General features: G+C 69.0%; 15 protein-coding genes and 6 pseudogenes. 13 read left to right on the plus strand and 8 right to left on the minus strand.

The window, feature by feature from the left end:
* Window positions 1-38: 38 nt before the first annotated feature.
* Complete coding sequence (locus EFK10_RS07575; protein ID WP_127354968.1) at window positions 39-1,079, plus strand: alpha/beta fold hydrolase; 1,041 nt, start codon at window positions 39-41, stop codon at window positions 1,077-1,079.
* Here the strand turns inward: EFK10_RS07575 and EFK10_RS07580 are convergent.
* The 3 genes and pseudogenes from EFK10_RS07580 to EFK10_RS07590 form a co-directional block, all read right to left on the minus strand.
* Window positions 1,057-3,075 carry a prolyl oligopeptidase family serine peptidase gene (locus tag EFK10_RS07580; protein WP_127354969.1) on the minus strand — a complete coding sequence of 673 codons (2,019 nt, stop codon included), beginning with the start codon at window positions 3,073-3,075 and terminating at the stop codon, window positions 1,057-1,059. The two genes, EFK10_RS07575 and EFK10_RS07580, sit on opposite strands and share 23 nt — an antisense overlap.
* 158 nt (window positions 3,076-3,233) lie before the next feature.
* A pseudogene (locus EFK10_RS07585) lies at window positions 3,234-3,838 on the minus strand (aminoacyl--tRNA ligase-related protein); the annotation flags it as partial.
* An 87-nt stretch (window positions 3,839-3,925) separates the two neighbouring features.
* Window positions 3,926-4,294, minus strand: a pseudogene (locus tag EFK10_RS07590) (GNAT family N-acetyltransferase); the annotation flags it as partial.
* Between the two features lie 111 nt (window positions 4,295-4,405).
* Here EFK10_RS07590 and EFK10_RS07595 point away from each other — a divergent pair.
* The gene (locus EFK10_RS07595; protein ID WP_240677058.1) at window positions 4,406-6,079 is read left to right on the plus strand and encodes a phospholipid carrier-dependent glycosyltransferase; all 1,674 of its coding nucleotides are present in this window, start codon (window positions 4,406-4,408) and stop codon (window positions 6,077-6,079) included.
* 103 nt (window positions 6,080-6,182) lie between these two features.
* A complete protein-coding gene (locus EFK10_RS07600) occupies window positions 6,183-8,003 on the plus strand; it encodes an LTA synthase family protein (protein WP_127354971.1) in 1,821 nt (606 codons plus the stop codon).
* Here the strand turns inward: EFK10_RS07600 and EFK10_RS07605 are convergent.
* Window positions 7,967-8,323, minus strand: coding sequence for a hypothetical protein (locus EFK10_RS07605; protein ID WP_127354972.1), 357 nt, complete (start codon window positions 8,321-8,323; stop codon window positions 7,967-7,969). The genes EFK10_RS07600 and EFK10_RS07605 overlap by 37 nt on opposite strands.
* A 65-nt stretch (window positions 8,324-8,388) precedes the next feature.
* Here EFK10_RS07605 and EFK10_RS51935 point away from each other — a divergent pair, with 65 nt between their 5' ends.
* The 3 genes from EFK10_RS51935 to EFK10_RS07615 all read left to right on the plus strand — a co-directional run bounded on the left by EFK10_RS51935 (window position 8,389) and on the right by EFK10_RS07615 (window position 9,853).
* Window positions 8,389-8,514, plus strand: a complete 126-nt coding sequence (locus EFK10_RS51935) for a hypothetical protein (RefSeq protein WP_265737480.1) — start codon at window positions 8,389-8,391, stop codon at window positions 8,512-8,514.
* 498 nt (window positions 8,515-9,012) lie between these two features.
* Window positions 9,013-9,210 carry a hypothetical protein gene (locus EFK10_RS07610; RefSeq protein ID WP_127354973.1) on the plus strand — a complete coding sequence of 66 codons (198 nt, stop codon included), beginning with the start codon at window positions 9,013-9,015 and terminating at the stop codon, window positions 9,208-9,210.
* Between the two features lie 268 nt (window positions 9,211-9,478).
* Window positions 9,479-9,853: a DUF488 domain-containing protein gene (locus EFK10_RS07615; RefSeq protein ID WP_127354974.1), complete on the plus strand. Its 375-nt coding sequence runs from the start codon at window positions 9,479-9,481 to the stop codon at window positions 9,851-9,853.
* A 277-nt stretch (window positions 9,854-10,130) separates the two neighbouring features.
* On the opposite strand, the pseudogene EFK10_RS47115 reads toward EFK10_RS07615, so the two are convergent.
* Window positions 10,131-10,298, minus strand: a pseudogene (locus EFK10_RS47115) (ATP-binding protein); the annotation flags it as partial.
* Window positions 10,299-10,563: 265 nt separating this feature from the next.
* On the opposite strand from EFK10_RS47115, the pseudogene EFK10_RS49705 reads away from it, so the two are divergent.
* Window positions 10,564-10,871, plus strand: a pseudogene (locus EFK10_RS49705) (hypothetical protein); the annotation flags it as partial.
* A 147-nt stretch (window positions 10,872-11,018) separates the two neighbouring features.
* On the opposite strand, the gene EFK10_RS07630 reads toward EFK10_RS49705, so the two are convergent.
* The gene (locus tag EFK10_RS07630) at window positions 11,019-11,318 is read right to left on the minus strand and encodes a hypothetical protein (protein WP_127354977.1); all 300 of its coding nucleotides are present in this window, start codon (window positions 11,316-11,318) and stop codon (window positions 11,019-11,021) included.
* Between EFK10_RS07630 and EFK10_RS07635 the strand changes: the two genes are divergently transcribed.
* The 5 genes and pseudogenes from EFK10_RS07635 (at window position 11,311) to EFK10_RS07655 (ending at window position 17,032) form a co-directional block, all read left to right on the plus strand.
* On the plus strand, window positions 11,311-13,266 hold the full coding sequence (locus tag EFK10_RS07635) for an APC family permease (protein ID WP_127354978.1): 1,956 nt from the start codon (window positions 11,311-11,313) through the stop codon (window positions 13,264-13,266). The genes EFK10_RS07630 and EFK10_RS07635 overlap by 8 nt on opposite strands.
* A gap of 159 nt (window positions 13,267-13,425) precedes the next feature.
* Window positions 13,426-13,745, plus strand: a pseudogene (locus EFK10_RS07640) (ATP-binding cassette domain-containing protein); the annotation flags it as partial.
* Between the two features lie 229 nt (window positions 13,746-13,974).
* Complete coding sequence (locus tag EFK10_RS07645) at window positions 13,975-15,684, plus strand: PHP domain-containing protein (protein WP_127354979.1); 1,710 nt, start codon at window positions 13,975-13,977, stop codon at window positions 15,682-15,684.
* Entirely contained in the window at window positions 15,681-16,271 is a 591-nt protein-coding gene (locus EFK10_RS07650; protein WP_164835875.1) for a hypothetical protein, read from the plus strand. The genes EFK10_RS07645 and EFK10_RS07650 overlap by 4 nt, the downstream gene beginning before the upstream one ends.
* Before the next feature lie 416 nt (window positions 16,272-16,687).
* A complete protein-coding gene (locus EFK10_RS07655; protein ID WP_127354983.1) occupies window positions 16,688-17,032 on the plus strand; it encodes a hypothetical protein in 345 nt (114 codons plus the stop codon).
* A 69-nt stretch (window positions 17,033-17,101) separates the two neighbouring features.
* Here EFK10_RS07655 and EFK10_RS07660 read toward each other — a convergent pair whose 3' ends face one another.
* Together EFK10_RS07660 and EFK10_RS47120 are read right to left on the minus strand one after the other, a co-directional pair.
* On the minus strand, window positions 17,102-17,494 hold the full coding sequence (locus EFK10_RS07660; protein ID WP_127354980.1) for a hypothetical protein: 393 nt from the start codon (window positions 17,492-17,494) through the stop codon (window positions 17,102-17,104).
* A gap of 359 nt (window positions 17,495-17,853) precedes the next feature.
* Entirely contained in the window at window positions 17,854-17,997 is a 144-nt protein-coding gene (locus EFK10_RS47120) for a hypothetical protein (RefSeq protein WP_164835876.1), read from the minus strand.
* An 840-nt stretch (window positions 17,998-18,837) separates the two neighbouring features.
* Between EFK10_RS47120 and EFK10_RS07665 the strand changes: the two are divergent.
* Window positions 18,838-19,258 (plus strand): annotated as a pseudogene (locus EFK10_RS07665) (hypothetical protein); the annotation flags it as partial.

Raw genomic sequence — 19,258 nt, forward strand, 5'->3', positions numbered from 1 at the left:
GATCGTGGACGACGTCACCGAAGCCTCCAGGAGGACGCATGTCGCAGCCCGCCCGATCGTCTTCCGCGCCGGTGCCGGGGGGCGCGCGGCACCGCTTGGTGGAGGTCCCCGGCGGTCGTATCCATCTGGTCGAACAGGGCAGCGGCCCCCTGGTCCTGCTGGTCCACGGGTTTCCCGAGTCCTGGTACTCGTGGCGCCGCCAACTCCCGGCGCTGGCCGCGGCGGGCTTTCGCGCGGTCGCCATCGACGTCCGGGGCTACGGCCGTTCGTCGAAGCCGCGCGAGGTGGAGGCGTACCGGATGCTGGCGCACGTCGCCGACAACGTCGGGGTCGTACACGCCCTCGGCGAGGAGACGGCAGTGGTCGTGGGCCACGACTGGGGCTCGCCGATCGCCGCGAACTCGGCGCTGCTGCGGCCGGAGATCTTCACCGCCGTGGGACTGCTGAGCGTTCCGTACGCGCCCAGGAACAGCTTCCGGCCCACCGACGCGTTCGCCGGGATCGGCGGGAGCGAGGAGTTCTACGTCAGTTACTTCCAGGCGCCCGGGCGGGCCGAGGCGGAGATGGAGCTCGATGTCCGCGCCTGGCTGGCGGGGTTCTACGCCGGGCTCTCGGCCGACACGATGCCGCCCCCGTCCACTGACGGCAGCCTCCACTTCGTCCCCCAAGGCGCAAGGCTCTCCGACCGCTTCGTCAACGACCCGCTGCCCTCCTGGCTCACGGTGGCCGATCTCGACTTCTACGCCGACGAGTTCGAGCGCACCGGATTCACCGGGGCACTCAACCGCTACCGCAACGTCGACCGGGACTGGGACGACCTCGCCGCGTGGGACGGGGCGCCGATGACCCAGCCCTCGCTGTTCATCGGCGGCGAACTCGACCCCTCCACCACCTGGATGGCCGATGCCATCAAGGCCTACCCCACGACCCTCCCGGGCCTGGCCGGCTCGCACATCCTCGACGGCTGCGGGCACTGGGTCCAACAGGAACGCGGCGACGAGGTCAACCGGCTCCTGATCGACTGGCTGCGGTCCCTGCCCGACCACCGCCACCACATCAACAACCCAGCGAACGCTTGAGGAAGTCCAGCTGGATCCGCAGCTGGGTGTCCGCCACTCCTGGGCGAGCGATGAGGTGGCCCACCCCGGGCAGCAGCAGCACGCTGTGCGGCCTGCCGGCGGCGAGCAGCGCCGCCGAGAGGCGCAGCGTGTGGGCCGGAGCCACGTTCTCGTCAACGAGACCGTGGATGAGCAGCAGCGGGCGGGTCAGTTTCTCGGCCACCGGGAGCAACGAGCAGCGCTCGTAGTTGTCGGGACGGAGGTCCGGGTGCCCGAGGAAGCGCTCCTCCCAGTACGAGTTGTACAGGCGCCGGTCGGTGGGCGGGGCGCCCGCCACCGCCGCGTGGAACACGTCGGGACGGTGCAGCACGGCGCCCGCCGCCAAGTAGCCGCTGAACGACCACCCCCGGATACCCACCCGGTCCAGGTCGAGCGCCTCGTACCGTTCGGCCGCGGCGTGCAGCGCGTCGATCTGGTCGGCCAGTACGGGCCCGAGCCGGTCGCCGAGAATTTCCCGCTGCCACCGCACCCCGCGCCCGGGCGTGCCGCGGCCGTCCGTGGCCACCACCGCGAAGCCCTGCTCGGCGTACCACTGGCACACCGCGGCGTCCCAGCGGTGCGCTTTGGTCACCACCTGCATGCCGGGCCCGGCGTACGGATTGAGCAGCACCGGCAGCTTCCCCGAACCCGGCTCGTACCAGGAGGGCAGATGCAGTCGGCTGCGCAGCCGACGCTCCCCCAGTACCAGGTGCACCTGCCGGAAGGGCACCGCCGGCCGCTCCGCCAGGACTGCGATCCGGCCCGCCGGTCTACCGCCCCGGAGCACCGTCAGGGTGTGTCCCTCCGGTGTGCTGCTGTCCAGCACCAACGTGTCGCCTCCGGCGGCGGCCGTGTGCACTCCCGATTCCCGCGTCAGCTGTTCGAAGCCGCGCCCGGGTTCGTACGACCAGACATGCACCTCCGTCGGCTCCTCGCTCGCGGTGAACAGCACCCGCTCCCCCACCGCCCCGAGTACCTCGCGCACCTGCAAATCGGGCGGCGGGAATGCGCTGCCGATTCGGATCGTCCGTACGTCGCCGCGCACCTGCGGGAGCACCGGCACCCCGGCGGCGGTGTGCAGCGGGGCGCCGGGCGGGAACTCCACCCAGGCGTCGTCGCTCTGCCAGGACAAGGGTTCGACGTCCCCGGTCGCCGGGTCGACCCGTACGACCCACATCGTGCGCTGGTCCCGGGTCTGGATGCTCACCACCGGCCCGACGTTCTGCCAGTCGGCCCTGACGACGTACTCGAAGGCGCGGCCCCACGCACCGGGTTCGTCAGGGGCCTGTTGCGGCAGCCGTACGGGCGTCCGATTGCCGGAAGTCGTCACCAAGTGCAGCGTGGTGCACGCGTTGGCCGTGCCGGCCGCCGGGTAGGGAATCGACCGGGGCGGTTGCGCAGGGTTCGACGGGTCGCCGAGATAACGGCGTTCCACCATCGAGGTGTCGACCCTGGCCATGAGCAGCGCATCGCTGTCCGGCGACCACCAGTAGCCGCGCGACCTGCCGATGAACGTGGCCGCGTTGTCATCGAGGCCGTAGCTGACCTCGTCGGCCTCGGGCTCGGCCAGCGACACGTCGTGCGTCCCGTCCGTCCGTACGACGTGCAGGGCGCCCCCGGTGACGTAGCCGATCAGCCTCCCGTCCGGCGAGGGGCGCGGATCGTCCACCGGACCGGCGGTCGGGACACGGCGGGGCTCACCACCGTCCGTGCGTATGGTCCACAGCTCCCCGGCCGCTGCGTAGGCCACGACCCGGGCCTGCCGGTCGGCCGCGTAGGCGACCAGTCCGGATGAGTCGGCGAGGATCCGCTCCTCTCCGTTCTCGTACATCCACAGCAGGTTGCGTGGATCGGCCCCCGAAACGGACCGCAGGAACAGCACCCGCTCGCCGTCCGGTGAGACGGTGAAGTCGCGTGGGACGCCGAGTGAGAAGCGGCGGGTTCGGGCGAACTGAAGGGGAAATCCATCGTTGTCCATGGTCTGCGGTCTCCGGATCTTTTCGGCTGGTCTGGACAACAAAAAGGCTCCAGATCAATGACCTGGAGCCTGATGATGGGACCGCCCGCGTGCGGAGGCCGAACTCACGTGCTGCGTAAGGGGTTACCAAACTTTACCATCGGCCGCACGCGCGAGACGGTGGACCGCTGCCACAGCTCGGGGGCGGCGACGTACTTCCCGCCGGGGCCGGGGAGGGAGAGCCGGTAGCGGGTGGGGCTGATGCCGAGCGCCTCGTACGCCTGGCGGATCATCTCGAGGGCGGACCGTGCCTCGTCGGCGGCCTGGTCCAGGGTGCAGAAGATGTGCGCGTCGTTCAGCTGGATGGCCCGGACGCGGGTCAGTCCGCCGAACACGCCTGACAGCTCGGAGCGGTACATGCCGCCCAACTCGGCCATGCTAGGGGAAGTTCGCGGTAGCTGTGGGAGCGGGAGCGGTAGATCAGGGCGTGGTGTGGACACAGGCTCGGCCGCAGGACGACCTGCTCACCGCCGAGGTCCATCGGGGGGAACATGTCGTCGCTGTAGTGCGACCAGTGCCCCGAGATCTCGTACAGCTCGCGCTTGCCGAGCACCGGCGAGTACACGTGCCGGTAGCCAGCGCGCCGCTCGGCGGTGCGGATGTACTCCTCCAGGGTGTGTCGTACGGTCGCGCCGTCGGGCAGCCAGTACGGCAGTCCCGCGCCGATCAGGGGGTCGGTGTCGAACAGGCCGAGCTCGCGGCCGAGCTTGCGGTGGTCATGCATGGCGGTCTCCTCGCGGTGGATGTCGGGCGAGGCGAGTGACCGCAAGACGAAGCCCCGGGGCACTCGCCCCGGGGCTTCGCTAAGGGCCTGCGCGAACCGAAGTCCGTCGGTGTTGGATGCCAGGACAACCGTCTCGATCACGTCGGCGCCAAGCTTTCGCGCCTGCTCCAGCCCTCGTTCGTAGAGTTCTCGCCCGAAACCCTGCCCGCGGTGGTCGGGGAGCACTCGGGCGATCACGGTGGCCGTCGACGGATCGTCGGTCGCGGGCGGACGTACCGTCGTGCAGCCCACGAGAACGTCGTCGAGATACGCAACCTCCAACTGGTTGCGCTGGGCGCGCTCGCGCACCTCGTCGAGGGACAGGGCGGCTGGGGGGACGATCAGATTGTGGACGTACTGCCAGTCCTGAAGCGTGGCATCGTCGTCGTCCACCCGTTCGATGCGGAGATTAGACACCGGAACAGGGAATCGCACGCATCAGGCGAAATCAACCGCAATTACTGTCCAACCGACCCCGTGCTCGCGTGGCGGGCCCTAAGGTCTCTTGCCATGCAAGGGGCGGCCGACATGGACAGCGTTTCCGGTGCCGCCGGTAGGTCGCCGGGCCGATTCGAGTGGCTGAGGCGGCACCGGCGGTGGCTGTTCACGCTCGTCGTGGTCACGCTGCTCGCCGAGATGGCGGTCGCGATGGTGACCACGGCCGTGGAGCAGACGCCGACCATTGACGAGCCGGTGTACGTGGGCACGGCGGTGGTCTACGTGCAGCAGCACAGCCTGCGCTACAACCCCGAGCATCCGCCACTGGGCAAGCTGATCATCGCGAGCGGGGTGGCGTTCGCCCATCCGCGCCTCGACCCCACCTTCGTAGGCGACCAAACGGAGCTCGGGCGGCATCTGTTGTACGAGTCAGGCAATGATCCCGGGCGACTGATGCTGTGGGCGCGGCTGCCGGTGATCGTGCTGACGCTGCTTTTCGGACTGGTGGTCCTCGCCTTCGCCCGTGACCTCGTCGGCTCCGGGGGCGCTTTGGTGGCGCTCGCCCTGTACGCGTTCTCGCCGGACATCATCACGCACGGGTCGTTGGCCACGCTCGACGTGCCGGAGGCCGGCTTCCTGCTGACGTCGGTCTGGCTGCTGTGGCGGGCGCGGCGGCGGCCGCTGCGCTACCTCCCGCTTGCCGGGGTGGCGCTCGGGGCGGCCGTGGCCACGAAGATGAGCGCGTTGCCGGCGGTTCCGGTGCTGATGGTGCTGGCCGTCCTGTCGGTCTGGCACGCCCGCCGGACCGCGCACGGCCTCGGCACGCGTGGGACGGCGCGGCTTCTCGCGGCCGGCGTGGCGGCGGCGATCGGCATGGCGGTGGTCGCGGTCGTCGTGGTGTGGGCCACCTACCTCGCCGTCGACCCGCGTTTGCGGTGGACGGCGCCCGCGGAGCTGCCGCCCGTTCACGGGTTGCGCGCGCTTGCCGTCGGTTGGCTGCCGTTCCCGCAGCCGTATCTGGACGGTATGCGGGTCCAGTTCGGCTTCGAGGACGCGACGTGGGGCGGCTTTCTCTTCGGCCGGCACTACCTCGGTTCGCTCTGGTACTACCTCCCGGCCGCGCTGCTGGTGAAGACGCCGCTGGGCATGCTCGCGCTGTGGGCGGCCGGTGGCGTCGTGCTCCTGGCGGTTCCCCGGCTGCGGCCCGCGGCACCGTACGTGCTCGTCCCCACAGCCGTGCTGCTGGCCTCGGCCATGACCGGGTCCCGCAACCTCGGCGTGCGGTACGCCCTCTTCGTGCCGATGTTCCTTGCGGTCGCGGCGGCCGGGGTGGCCGCCGTCCGATGGCGGTGGGCGCACGTCGTCGCGGCGGGGTTGGTGCTGTTCGTGGCAGTCAGCTCGCTGCGTACATACCCGTACTACCTGCCGTACTCCAACGAGGCGTTCGGCGGACCGTCCAAGACCCACCTGCGCCTGCACGACTCGAACGTCGACTGGGGCCAGGACCTGGGGCGGCTGGCCGACCGGCTACGACAGCGCTATCAGGGCGAGAAGATCTGGCTGGTCTACAAGGGCAGCGGCGTGCCGTCCTCCTACGGCATCGACGCGTCCGACCCGCGCAAGGTGCCCGCCGACGAGGTCCACGGGGTGCTCGTCGTGTCGGATTCGTCGGTCGCCAAGGCCGAGGGGCAGCTGGCGGCGCTGATCGACAGCAGCAAGCCGATCGACGAGGTCGGCCACTCGATCACGATCTACCGCCGATGATTGAACTGAAGCCGCCGGCGAGCCGTACCGGATGGTGGCGGACCCGACTTCCCGAGCCTGGTCCTCCGCGCCACCACCGGGCTTCGCAGGGAAGGATCCCGCATTGTCGTTCATCACGCGCTCTCGTCGGCTGCCGAATACGGACGAGGTGACCACGGAGGAAGGCCCGACGCCGGACGACACCGCCGTGGACGACCCGGACGGGGCCATCACATCCGAAGCCGCCACATCCGAAGCCGTCACGGACAGGGCAGCCACAGGAGGCGGTTGGCGGGGCAGGCACCCGGCCGCCGCGCAGATCGTGGCGAGGGTGACCACGGTCCTGGCCGTCGTGCTGGTGCTCGCCGCGATCCTCGTGCCGAACCAGCTCTCCCACGTCACGCCCGTCGCGTTCGCGCGCATACCGGTGGAAGGGGTCCTCGGCGCCGCCGTACTGCTCGTCCTGCCGCCGAAGGCGAGGCGGGTGGCGGCGGTGCTGGGCGGGACATTCCTCGGCCTGCTGACCATCCTGAAGTTCCTCGACATGGGCTTCTACTCGGTTCTCGTCCGGCCGTTCAACCTGGTCCTCGACTGGGTCCTGCTCGCCAACGCCGAGGAGTTCGTCAAGGAGTCGGTCGGCCAGGCCGGCGCGATCGCCGCCGTGGTCGGCGTCGTGATCCTCGCCCTCGCGCTGCCGGTCGTCATGACGCTGGCGGTCCTCCGGCTGAGCCGGCTCATGGCCCGGCACGGCACCGCGGCGACCCGTACCCTCCTGGTGCTCGGGACCGCCTGGGTCGCCTGCGCCGCCCTCGGCGCGCAAGTCGCGGGCCTGCCGATCGCTTCAAGCGGCACCGCGCAGTTCGTCGACAACCGTGTGAAGCAAGTGAACGCGAGCCTCAACGACGAGCGCGTGTTCGCCAAGCAGGCCTCCGTCGACGCCTTCAGCAATACCCCGCCCGACCAGCTGTTGACCGGGCTGCGCGGCAAGGATGTCCTCTTCACCTTCATCGAGAGCTACGGCCGCAACGCGGTCCTGGACGACCCGGTGATGGCGGCGTCGGTCGACAAGGTGCTCGCGAGCGGGACCAGCCGGCTGAAGAAGGTCGGGTTCTCCTCCCGCAGCGCCTGGCTCAAGTCGCCGGTCACGGGCGCGGGCAGCTGGCTCGCCCACTCCACCTTCGGGTCGGGCCTGTGGATCGACAACCAGCAGCGCTATCGCAGCCTCACCTCCAGCAGCCGCATGACCCTCACCAGCGCCTTCCAGCGCACCGGCGCCTGGCGGACCGTCGGCATCATGCCCGGCGTCCGACGGGCCTGGCCGGAGGGGAAGTTCTTCGGCCTGGACCACATCTACGACTCCACGCACCTCGGGTACAAGGGCCCGTACTTCAGCTGGACGCCCGTGCCCGACCAGTTCAGCCTGGCGGCCTTCGAGCGCCTGGAGCACGGCAAGAAGAACCACGATCCGCTGATGGCCGAGATCATCCTGGCCTCCAGCCACAACCCCTGGGCACCCATCGCCAAAACGGTCGGCTGGGACCAGCTCGGTGACGGCACGATCTTCAACGCCATCAAGAAGGCGGGCGAGGACCCCAAGGAGGTGTGGAAGGACCCCAAGAAGGTGCAAACCGAGTACCGGAGGGCCATCGAGTACTCGCTGAACAGCCTCATCTCCTACGTGGAGAAGTACGGCGACAAGAACACCGTGCTCGTCTTCCTCGGCGACCACCAGCCCGTCCCGACCGTCGTCGGCGACAAGGCCAGCCGGGACGTGCCGATCTCGATCGTCGCCCACGACCCTGCCGTGCTGGACCGGATCTCCACCTGGAACTGGCAGGACGGACTACAGCCCGACGCCAAGGCCCCCGTCTGGCGGATGGACAGCTTCCGCGACCGCTTCCTGACCGCCTACGGCCCGAAGGGCGGCTCCACCACGTCCCCGTGAACCGGGTGACGTACCGCCTCACGAGGACCAGCTTGCCGCTCGTACGGTGCGAGTCGCCGAGTTCGTGGGCCTTGGCAACCTCGTCGAGAGTGAAGGTGTCGGCGATCGCGGCGTGCAGACCACAGCACCGGCAGGCCGTTGGGCGAGGTGATCCCGCCGGGCAGGAACCGCGCGTCGCGGTACCACAGGCCGCTGCCCGTGTCGTACAGGCCCGGGCCGCCCTCCGCGCTCTTGGGGTGGGCGTAGAGGCCGTGCATGGTGTCCGCGAAGGTGGCTTCGCCGCGCAGCACCCCGAGCCGGGCGAACGGCGGCATGGCCATGTTGGGGGCCAGACACTGCCCGAGGGCACGTCCCTTCCCGTGCTCTTCCCCATCAGCGTCTTCCCGTGTTCCTGACCTTCGTCGCCACACCGACCCTGTTCCTCAAGGGGTGGAGCCACGGCGGCGTGAAGCTGGTCTACAGCCCGAAGCCGCGGAGCACTCACCGGGTCCACGCAACCGACGTCCGCTGACCCGCCCGTAAGGCCTCCGCCGGTCAGGCGCCCTTGGCCACCGACTCCAGGATCGCCACGCACTCCACGTGATGCGTCATCGGAAACACGTCACAGAAAGCGGCAGAGGGAGAACCTGCAGTTCAGGCAGGGTTTCTCCGCTGTGGAGACAGGCTGCCAGCCGTCCGGAGCGTCAAACGAACGTCACGGCCGAGATACGCGCCAGCCTCGACAGGCTACGCAGGGCAGGGCTGCTGGTTACATCGAGGCCGACCTCGACGTGACCAGGTTCGGGCAGTGCGACCCGAACGTGCGACGGGGAGCGGGCTGACGCTGCTTGCCCGGCCTATCTTGGCGGTCTGCCCGCAGTTCGTCGAGGTCGGTGTCCACGGACATTGGAACGTCCGGGTGAGCGGACAACACAGATCCTTCTGGGCGGACAGTTGATCTCCATGTCCGGTATGACAATTCATCGCCCGCGCGGCGCAACGATAAAGAGCACGTGCGTAGGGTGGGCAGGTGTCAGTTGATCGGGAACTCACCGTCCACCAGCGGCGACCTGCCCTGACCATCAAGAACCTCGCCGTTGCCCCGGTCACCCTCGCCGACGCCACCGGCACCACCGAGGGCGGCGAAGCCCCTTGCATGCTCGACCGGGTCTGCGCCGCCTGTGGGCGCATTTCTCCGGAGGTCTCCTCCCAGTACTGCAGCCGGTAATGGCGAAGCCCTGCCCGCTCGCGACAGTTGAGGGGCCTCTGCCGTTGCCACGTCGTCGTGGTCCTGGTCGCGGCGGTTCGTTGAGCCTGACCCGGCGGCCCCTGTGAGAATCTCCCCCTTGGCATGTCGGCAAATGCCCATTGCCGGAATCAGCGCCGGACCGCGCCGGGCGGACCTGGGACCGCACGCCCCCGACACGGCAGACCGGTGGCCGGAGGGCAGCAACCGGTGTGGACTGGGAGCATCACGGCGATCGAGGAGGCACACGATGCAGTCCGACCCCGAGCTCCGCGTGCGCCGTGTCTACGACCCGCCCGAGCCGGCCGACGGCCTGCGGGTGCTGGTGGACCGGCTGTGGCCGCGCGGGCTGTCCAGGGAACGGGCAGCCGTGGACGAATGGCTCAAGGACGTCACGCCCTCGGACGACCTGCGCGCCGACCACCACGCTGGCCAGGTGGACTCCGTCACCTTCCGGGCCCGCTACCTGGCAGAACTGGCCGAGCCCCGCCATGCGGCAGCGGTCGGTCACCTGCTCGACCTGATTCGCACCTCCACAGTCACCCTGGTCACCGCCGTGAAGGACCCCGAGCACAGCCATGTCCCGGTCCTCCTCGACCATTTGCAGCGGCAACAGGGACGGTGATCGGAGGCGTACCAGGAACCTCCAGGGGGCGCCAAGGCCAAGCGTCACGGACGTGAGCTCTGACGGCCCTTGTTAAACCCGGGTGCGGGCGAAGCTGCCCGATCGAGGGGGGGGACCAACCTGCTCCGTTGCGGAGCCTGGTGGGGGTCCAGCACGCCGCGCCGAAGCGTTGTGTCCGATCGCCGCGGTCGACGGCAAAATTCGTCACGGCACCACCGTCAGGCTGTGCGAAACGCGGGCCAGCTACGTTCGGCAGGGGCGAGTGCGGCGGCCCGTTTTAGCCGGCAGGTAGCGCCTGTTCACACCAGATGGTTTTGCCGATAGTGGTCTGGCGCGTGCCCCAGTCCTGGGTGAGTTGGGCGACCAGGAGCAGGCCGCGGCCGCCCTCGTCGAAGACCCCGGCGCGGCGCATATGGGGTGCGGTGCTGCTGGCGTCGGACACCTTACGTCTGGGGCGAAGTGACGTGCGTGAGAGCGTGTGAGCGATGCTTGACAGCCAGTGACGGCAGATGAGGGAGGAACGGCACGCCTCGCGCTGATCGGGGCGGGGCTGGCTCTTCGGCGTCGCGCGCAACGTCTTGGCCGGGCACGTCCGGCGCGCCGGACGGGACGTGAGCGCGCCGCTGCCCGCCGCCAGCGAAACGTGGCAGGCCGTGGACCAGCGGCTCGATTCCCCTGATTCTCGGCGGCGTACGCCAGGCCGGCCACGTCCCGGCCGACGAAAGGCGATCGAGCTGGTCCGTAAGAAGCGCGGCAGCGGCTTCGTCTGGATCGGGCTGTACGAGCCCACCGAGGCGGAGTTCGCCGGCATCGCAACACGGCTCCCTCGGCCCGCTCCGAGAGGGCCTCGAAGCCATGTCGGAGCACCTCGCAAGGGCCCGTCAGTGTGCTGCACGCCATCGCCGACCACTATCTCGACGTCACCGCCGCCGTGCAGGACGACATCGACACCATCAAGACCTACGCCTTCTCCGGCCACCACGGGCGCGGCACCGACGCCGGCCGGATCCATCGACTGGATCATGCAGGCCAACGTCGCCCAGGTCAGCGTGGGGTACGACGTCCTCGGTGATGGAGGGCAGCCCGATGATCTTCACCCCGGTGGTCGCGTCGCTCGGCCATAGGCCCTTGGCGGGCGCCGCCTGGGCCTCATGGACGGCGGAGGTCAGTGCCGTGGGCCCGGGAAGAGGTAGCGGTAGTAGGTGGGGTAGGCGAGCCCTGCCGTGAGCAGGTGGTGGTTGGTGGTGGTCTCCAGGGGGTTACGTCCACGTTCACCGTGCCAGGCGTCGTGGCCTTCCTTGCCCGCGACGGCGGCGATAGCCAGAGGGCACCGGGTCAGTCCGCCGTCCCGACACCTGGGGCGGACGCGGCCAAGCGGGCGGTGTGCGGAGAAATCGATGCATACGCTGACCGAGCCGTCACCACGACGGTTCCTCTTTCCCGGTTCGAGGAGAGCAATGGCCACCTCTGCCCAAGCCGGTTCGGCGAAAGGGCGCTTGCGTGCCTGGTTGCTGGAGGGCCTGTCCGACATGGCCAAGCACCAGCAGGGGCCGCACACCGTGCCCACGCACCCCCACAAGGGGCAGCGTTGGTGGCGGGTGATGTGCCTGACCGGTGTGGACTACTTCTCGACGCTCGGATACCAGCCGGGCATCGCCGCGCTGGCGGCCGGGCTGCTGTCTCCGGTGGCGACGATCGTGCTGGTGATCGTGACATTGGCGGGGGCGCTGCCGGTATACCGGCGGGTGGCGGAGGAGAGCCCGCACGGCGAGGGCTCGATCGCCATGCTGGAGCGCTTGCTGTCGTTCTGGCAGGGCAAGCTGTTCGTCCTGACGCTGCTGGGCTTCGCCGCCACCGACTTTCTGATCACGATCACCCTGTCGGCGGCAGACGCCTCCACCCACCTGATCGAGAACCCGCACCTGACGAACGTGCTGCACGGACAGCAGATGATCATCACCCTGGTGATGGTTGCCCTGCTCGGCGCGGTGTTCCTCAAGGGCTTCCTGGAGGCGATCGGCGTCGCCGTCGTCCTGGTGGGCCTCTATCTCGGGCTGAACGTCGTCGTGGTGAGCGTCGGGCTGTGGCATGTGGTGACCGAGGCGCACGTGGTCACCGACTGGAGCACGGCCCTGACCACCGAGCACGGCAACGTGTTCGCGATGGTCGGCGTGGCGCTGCTGGTCTTCCCCAAGCTGGCGCTGGGTCTGTCCGGGTTCGAGACCGGCGTGGCCGTCATGCCCCTCGTCGAGGGCGATGCCGGGGACACTGAGGAGCAGCCGGTCGGGCGCATCCGGGGCGCGAAGAAGTTGCTCACGACCGCCGCCGTCATCATGAGCGTCTTCCTCATCGCCACCAGCTTCATCACCACACTCCTCATCCCGGCCAGGGACTTCGAGACCGGCGGCCAGGCCAACGGCCGCGCCCTGGCTTTCCTCGCCCACAATTACCTGGGCTCCGGCTTCGGCACCGTCTACGACGTGTCCACCATCGCCATCCTGTGGTTCGCCGGGGCCTCTGCCATGGCCGGGCTGCTCAACTTGATGCCGCGCTACCTGCCCCGTTACGGCATGGCACCGCACTGGGCGCGCGCGGTGCGGCCGATGGTGCTGGTCTTCACCCTGATCGCCTTCCTGCTGACCTGGATCTTCAACGCCAACGTCGACGCCCAGGGCGGCGCCTACGCCACCGGCGTGCTGGTGCTGATCTCCTCCGCCGCAATCGCCGTCACCATCGCCGCCCGCCATCACCGGCAGCGCTACGCGACGATCGCCTTCGCCGTCGTCGCGGCGGTCTTCCTCTACACCACCGTCGCGAACGTGATCGAGCGCCCCGAGGGCGTCAAGATCGGTGCCTGCTTCATCGCCGGGATCATCCTGGTGTCGCTGCTGTCCCGGCTTGCCCGCGCCTTCGAACTGCGGGTCACCAGCATCGTATTGGACGATATGGGCGAGCGCTTCGTACGCGACATCGCACACCGCAAGATCCGCTTCATCGCCAACCAGCCCGACCGTCGCGACATCGCCGAATACCGCGAGAAGGCCCGGCAGATCCGCACCGACAACGACCTCCCGCCCGAGGAGGACTTCATCTTCGTCGAGGTCACCGTCCTGGACCCGTCGGAATTCGAATCAGGGCTCACCGTGCGCGGCGAGGTGATGTGTGAGCGCTACCGCGTGCTCACCCTGGAGGGCCCCTCGATCCCCAACGCATTGGCCGCGCTGCTGCTGCACGTACGCGACACCACCGGCCAGCGTCCGCACATCTACTTCGAGTGGACCGAAGGCAGCCCGTTCGCCAACTTCCTGCGCTTCTTCCTCTTCGGGCACGGCGAGGTCGCTGCCGTCACCCGCGAGGTGCTGCGCGAGGCGGAGTCCGACCCCGCCCGCCGACCCCGCGTCCACGTCGGGTGAGGCCCCGGCCGCGTCAGGGATGCGCTAAACGTTGATCCACCGGGTGAGGGCGAGCTGAGGACCGGCCTGGTCTTCTTGCCGGTCGCGCTGGCCATCACCGTCGGCGTCCATCTGGGTTCGCGGGCGGTTGGGCGGTAACGGGGCGTCCGGCCCGGAGTTGTGGCCGGCAGGGGCGGCACCAAGCTCTCCGGCTGCGAACGGCAGCGCGTCGCCATCGCCCGTGCTCCGCTCCGCCGCCTCCGCCTGCTGCTCTCGACGAGGCCACCTCCCAGCTCGACGCGGTCAACGAGGCGGCGCTGCGCGACACCATGGCCGATGTCGCCCGTACGACCACCGTGCTCGTGGTGGCGCACCGGCTTTCCACCGTCACCATGGCCGACCGGATCGTCGTGATGGACACCGGGACGGTGCGCGCGGCAGGCACATACGCCGGACTTGCGACCGCGGACCCGCTCTACGCCGAGCTCGCAGCCACCTAGTTCCTCACCGCCGTGGGCTGAACAGGTCCGAACGGAACCGGCCGCACCGGCTCCTTCCGGGGCCAGATGCTTCAGATCACATGTGGCGTCCCTCTGCTGTCCATCTCCTGGGCCCGGTCTGTTCATTCTCTCTCCGCAGTCTCTCCTCTTACATACTTCCTCTTTAAACAAACTTGGCTCTATCTATACGGCTCGGCGACGCGGGCCGAAGGCAAGGAGCGGGACGACCATGGGCCACGGCCATCACCACGGGCACGACCACGCGCACGGACACCACGACCACTCGCACGGCGACGGACCGGGGTCCTTGCCGCCGGCGCTCGACATGTCCGTACCGGACACTGAGCTGACGCCCAATCAGCTCTCCCGTCGCGGGATGCTGCGGCGCACCGGCCTGCTGGGCGCGGGCCTGGCGGCGAGCAGCGTGCTCGCCGGCGCCGGCGCCGCCGCCGCTGCGGACAGCAAGACCGGGCGCAGCGGCTCCTGGTCCGGCGACTACCTGTGGCTGGCCGGCGACCACCACATCCACACGCAGTACAGCGGTGACGCGAAGTACCGGGTCATCGACCACGTCCGCCACGGCAACGCCAACGGCCTGGACTGGATGGTCATCACCGACCACGGCGGCCCGCAGCACGCCAAGTTCGGTGTGGAGAAGGTCAACCCGGACATCGTCGCGGCCCGCGACAAGGTCGAGGACACCCTGGTCTTCCAGGGCCTGGAGTGGAACATCCCATCGGCCGAGCACGGCACCGTCTTCGTGCACCCGGGCGCGAACGAGGTCGCCGTACTGAGGGAGTTCGAGAACTCCTTCGACGGCTCGGTCAAGGGCGCCTCCTCCAGCAGTCCCGCCAACGAGGCGCTGGCCATCGCCGGTCTGAACTTCCTCGCCGACGCCGTCGCCGGCCGCCGGGTCAAGGACGCGCTGTTCCTCGCCAACCACCCGGCCCGCAAGGGTCTGGACTCCCCGCACGAGATCCGCGCCTGGCGTGACGCCCAGCCGCAGATCGCGGTGGGCATGGAGGGCGCGCCCGGCCACCAGGCCGCCGGCATCCCCGCGCCGAAGGGTCCCGGCTCGGGCCGCGGCTACTACGACAGCAGCCCGAGCGCCGATTCCTGGGCCGCTTACCCGCTGGAGAGCTACCGCACCTGGGGCGGCTTCGACTGGATGACCTCGACCGTGGGCGGTCTGTGGGACAGCCTCCTCGCCGAGGGCAAGCCGTGGTGGATCACCGCCAACTCCGACTCGCACAATGTCTACGCGGACAACGCGGTTCGTGGCCCCGGCAGCGACTTCAACGCCACCGGCAAGTACAACGACCCGGTCTACGGCGGCAGCCTCAGCCTCACGGACGGCGACTTCTGGCCCGGCCAGTACAGCCGCACCCACGTCGGCGCTACCAGCTTCTCGTACCGCTCGGTGATGAACGCCATCCGCGACGGCCGGGTCTGGGTCGACCACGGCGGCCTGATCAGCGGTCTCAACGCCCGCCTGCGCTCCGGCTCCAAGGAGGAGACCCTCGGCGGCATGCTGCGCGTCCGCCGCGGCGACAAGGTCGACCTGGTCATCGACATCGACCTGGCGAACGGCCCCAACTGGGCGCAGTTCGTGCCCACGCTGGCCCGCGTGGACGTCATCGAGGGCGCCGTCACCGGCGCGGTCTCCGACCGCGACACCTTCGCCACGCCCAACACCAAGGTCGTGAAGTCCTTCGAGGTCAACAAGTCCACGGGATCGGTCCGGCTGACCTACTCCCTGGGCCGCGTCGACCAGCCGCTGTACGTCCGCCTGCGCGGTACGGATGGCAACCGCAGCGCGGTCGGCCTGAACGGCGCCGCGGTGGACCCGGTCGGTCCCGCCATCGACGTCGTCGGCGACGCCGACCCGTGGAAGGACCTCTGGTTCTACTCCAACCCGATCTGGGTGCTGCCCGCGTGACGAACCGTACGGTCCTCGGCATCGATGCCGGGTCCGCCGGCCTGCGGGAGGCCGACCATCTGATCCACCACCTGGTGGATCAGCTCGGCCTCCCCGCAGGCACGGTCGCCTGCACCCACCACATCCGCACCGGCCGCCCGCACACCGCGGTGTCCCTCACCCTGCCGGACGCGGATTCGGTCGACGCCGTGTGGCGGGCTCTGACGGCGCCGGCCGCGGAGCCGATGGGCGTGTGTCTGGCCGGCCGCGCCCACGGCCCAGCGCACTTGGCGGACGCGGCCGGCCAGGCCGCTGCCGAGGCGACCGCCCGGTCCGGGGGCCGCGCCGTCCTCTATCCCGGTGTCGGACGCCTCACCGGCACCGTCACTGTGGCCGACATCCTCGCCCACACCCCCATCGCCCGGCTCACCGTCCTCGGCTCCGCGCCTGGCGACCACCCGGCGCCCACCGTCGAGGTGCTGACCCGCGCCCATGTCCGCCCCGAATGGCGCACCGGGGACCTCGTGCTGTCGCTGGTCCCCGCCGTCGGCGGCCGCCTCGCGCCCTTCGAGGTCCCCAACCCCACCCCCTGCTGCGCGGACCACTGACCACGCGATTGCGGGGACGTCCACGGCCTCGCCGCGACAGCGGTCGACCAGCAGCAGGTCGAACTCGTACATCGGGGACATGGGGGCAGCCATCGGCGCAAGGGTGCGGCCGGTGCTGGTACGGACCGGCCGCGGCGTCGCCCGTAAACCGGCGTACGCGGCGAAAGGTCGCTGTGCGGTGTCCGTGTCCGGGTTGCCGGGGCGTCCGGTTACAGGCAACTGCACCCTGGATTAGTGGGCCATCAGGGTGAATCTGGCGAATTCCGGTTTCATTTCGGGCGGGTCGGGTGTCGTCCGGGAAGACGCGGACCGTACAACGGCAGCAGAACTGTGCCGTGAAATCCTGAGGATCAGGAGCAAGCGTGAAAACAATCGTCCAGGCGGGCGTCGTCGCCGCCGGCGCCTTCGGCCTGGTTATGGCCGGCGGCGGGGCAGCTCTTGCCCAGATCGTCCCGCCGAACCGGTCCCTGCTGTCCGCGGTAGCGGGTGCCGATGTCGGCACCCTGACGAACATGGTCTCCGTCGTGGCGTGCAACAACCATCTCGTGGACTACAACTACAAGTCGCCTGCCGACCACTCCCCCCACCCCTGCATCAACGGTCCGGTCCACAGTGGCAACAGCGTGAACAGCGGGAACTTCCTCAACCACGGAGATCCCCAAAACAGCGGCAATTTCACCAACGACAACGGGTCGACCAACACTCACAACGCCGTCACCGGGCCCGCGCAGCTGACCGGGTCACCGGGCCCGAGCACCTGACCGGCGTCCGCCACTGAACCAACCCAAGCGAACCGCGTGCCGACTATGCTGGCGGGCGGTTCGCTTGGGTCAGTGGTGGCGGCCGCTGGACAGCTGGTTGTCGTAGCCGTTCGGCGAGGAGCCATGCGTCACGTTGTTGCTGTTGGTCGATCCGTTGACGTCGGCGAAGTTGCCGGTGTTGTTGGCATTCCCCTTGCCGTACGTGAAGTTGCCGCTTTTGTTGGTGTTCCCGCTGTGTAGCGGTCCGTTGACGCAGAGCTTGACCCTCTTAACCCTCTTGGGACAGGAGGGACCATTGCCGATGTTGACAATGGTGGCACCGGTCTTGCCGGACACTCCCGAGAACGTCTGGGGCCAGATATCATCCGAATGGGCGAACGAGGTTCCGGACCCGGCTAGCACGATCCCGAGGACTCCGGCGACTACTGCGCCGATCCGCGCGGCTAGTTTCACTGCGTCCATCCAATCCTGGCGGTTTGGAATGAGATCCCCCCATCCCTGTGCATAACCGAGGACAACCTTTGGGAAACAATTCGCCGGTCGAATTCACCCGGTCCGACCACGGTCTCCACTCCGATGGGTCAGTTGCGGTGGCAGAGATGCCCAACCAGTACGAACATGCCCTTCCCCGCGCCCGAGAAGGCAGCTCACCCCCATACCACCGTGGCCCGAGCGGCACCCATGAAAGCTGTCGCAAGGGTCGGCGCCGCAGCAATTCCGGGGAACGGCGGAATGAATTACTCCCGTTTTTTCTCGCGCCCCATCCGGGGACGTGTCAGCGGGCGTGTCGGCCGCCGTTGGTGTCGATGGTCCACGGCGGTTTACGTGCCGTGAGGCCAGGCACAGTCAGCCATGTACTGGAACGTGCTGCGGTGGACCTCGTCCATGGCATCGTCGTCGAAACGCAGTTCCGCCGAGGCCTGGGGGTCCTTGGTCTCCAGGTCCCGTGTCATCTTGGTCGCCATCTGTTGCGCGACCCTGCCCATCTCCTCAATGGCCGGCCGGAGGAGACTGTGAGCGCCGCACTCGTCACCTTCCGCGACGGCAAGATCAGTTGTCTGAGGCAGTACCGCACCCGCGAAGAAGCCATCGCCGCAGCGGGAGCATGCGCCTGACCTCGCTGCGTTCCCGGCGCGCTTCGGTCGCGCTGCTCGGGGCAGCCTGTTCGTTTGGCCGGAGGCCGTGGCGAGCATGCGCACTCACATGGCGGACAAAAGGTGCGCATGGGTGCTCGTCGTTCGGTGGTGGACCGCCTTCCGGAACTGCCATTGAGGCGCAGGCCGGTGGGAACTCCACTCGTGTTGATCCTGGCGATCGCCGTCGCCGACGACGTGACCGCACCTGATGTCCACCTGGGTCCCCTCCTCATCGTCGCGCCCGCCCTCACGGTCTCGTTTGCCAGGCCCCGGCTGACCGCTCTGATCGGGCCGACGACGACTCCGCCCTCCTTATCATCGAACGCACCCCCTCCCACCACCTCCACCGGCCGCACGTCGTTGACGGCCTTACGGTCACCGCAGAGGGCGTGGGGGCAGGCAGTCGTAGTTGGCATCACCGCTGGTCAGTGGACTCTGTGCGTGAACTGGGGCGGCCGAGGCGCGTGCCAACGGGCACGGCACATCCCAGCCCGAGAGAGCGGCGATAACCGTCATCACGCAGTGCAGCCATGATCGACAGCCAGTCGAATGTGAAGCCCATCACTTGAGATCTGGGTCATATCAACCTCATTCAAACATTAGACATAGTCTACGTAGTTCTGTCCGCAAACGGACATCTACGAGCCGTCTCCACCTAAGGACAAAAACATGGGTGCGCATGTCAGGGAGCCCAGCGCAAGCCGCGGCACCACCGTTCGGGCACTCAGGCGGGCGATCGCCCCCAAGCGGCTCTGCCGGCGGATGCAGGAGGAGGGCCGGCCGTTCGAGCCGGCTCTCCTCACTCCGCTGCTGGTGATCGTGCTGATCACGGTGGCGGCCCTGCTCACCCCCAACCTGCAGTTCTACCGGCTGCTCGGGGCGGCGCCGGCGCTGGCCGCCGCCATGTTCTCCATGGCCGGCACGCTGGGCATCGGACTGCTGGCCCTGACGGCCAACGTCGCCCTCTCCGCCGTCAACCACGACCTGGGCCGGACACCGGCCAATTTCACCCTGCTCGCGATCACGGCCATCACCCTGGCCGCCACCTACGCCAGCCGGGTACGGCAGCACCGGGAGCACACCCTCGCCC

Source organism: Streptomyces soli, assembly GCF_003999195.1.
Taxonomy (GTDB): domain Bacteria; phylum Actinomycetota; class Actinomycetes; order Streptomycetales; family Streptomycetaceae; genus Actinacidiphila; species Actinacidiphila soli.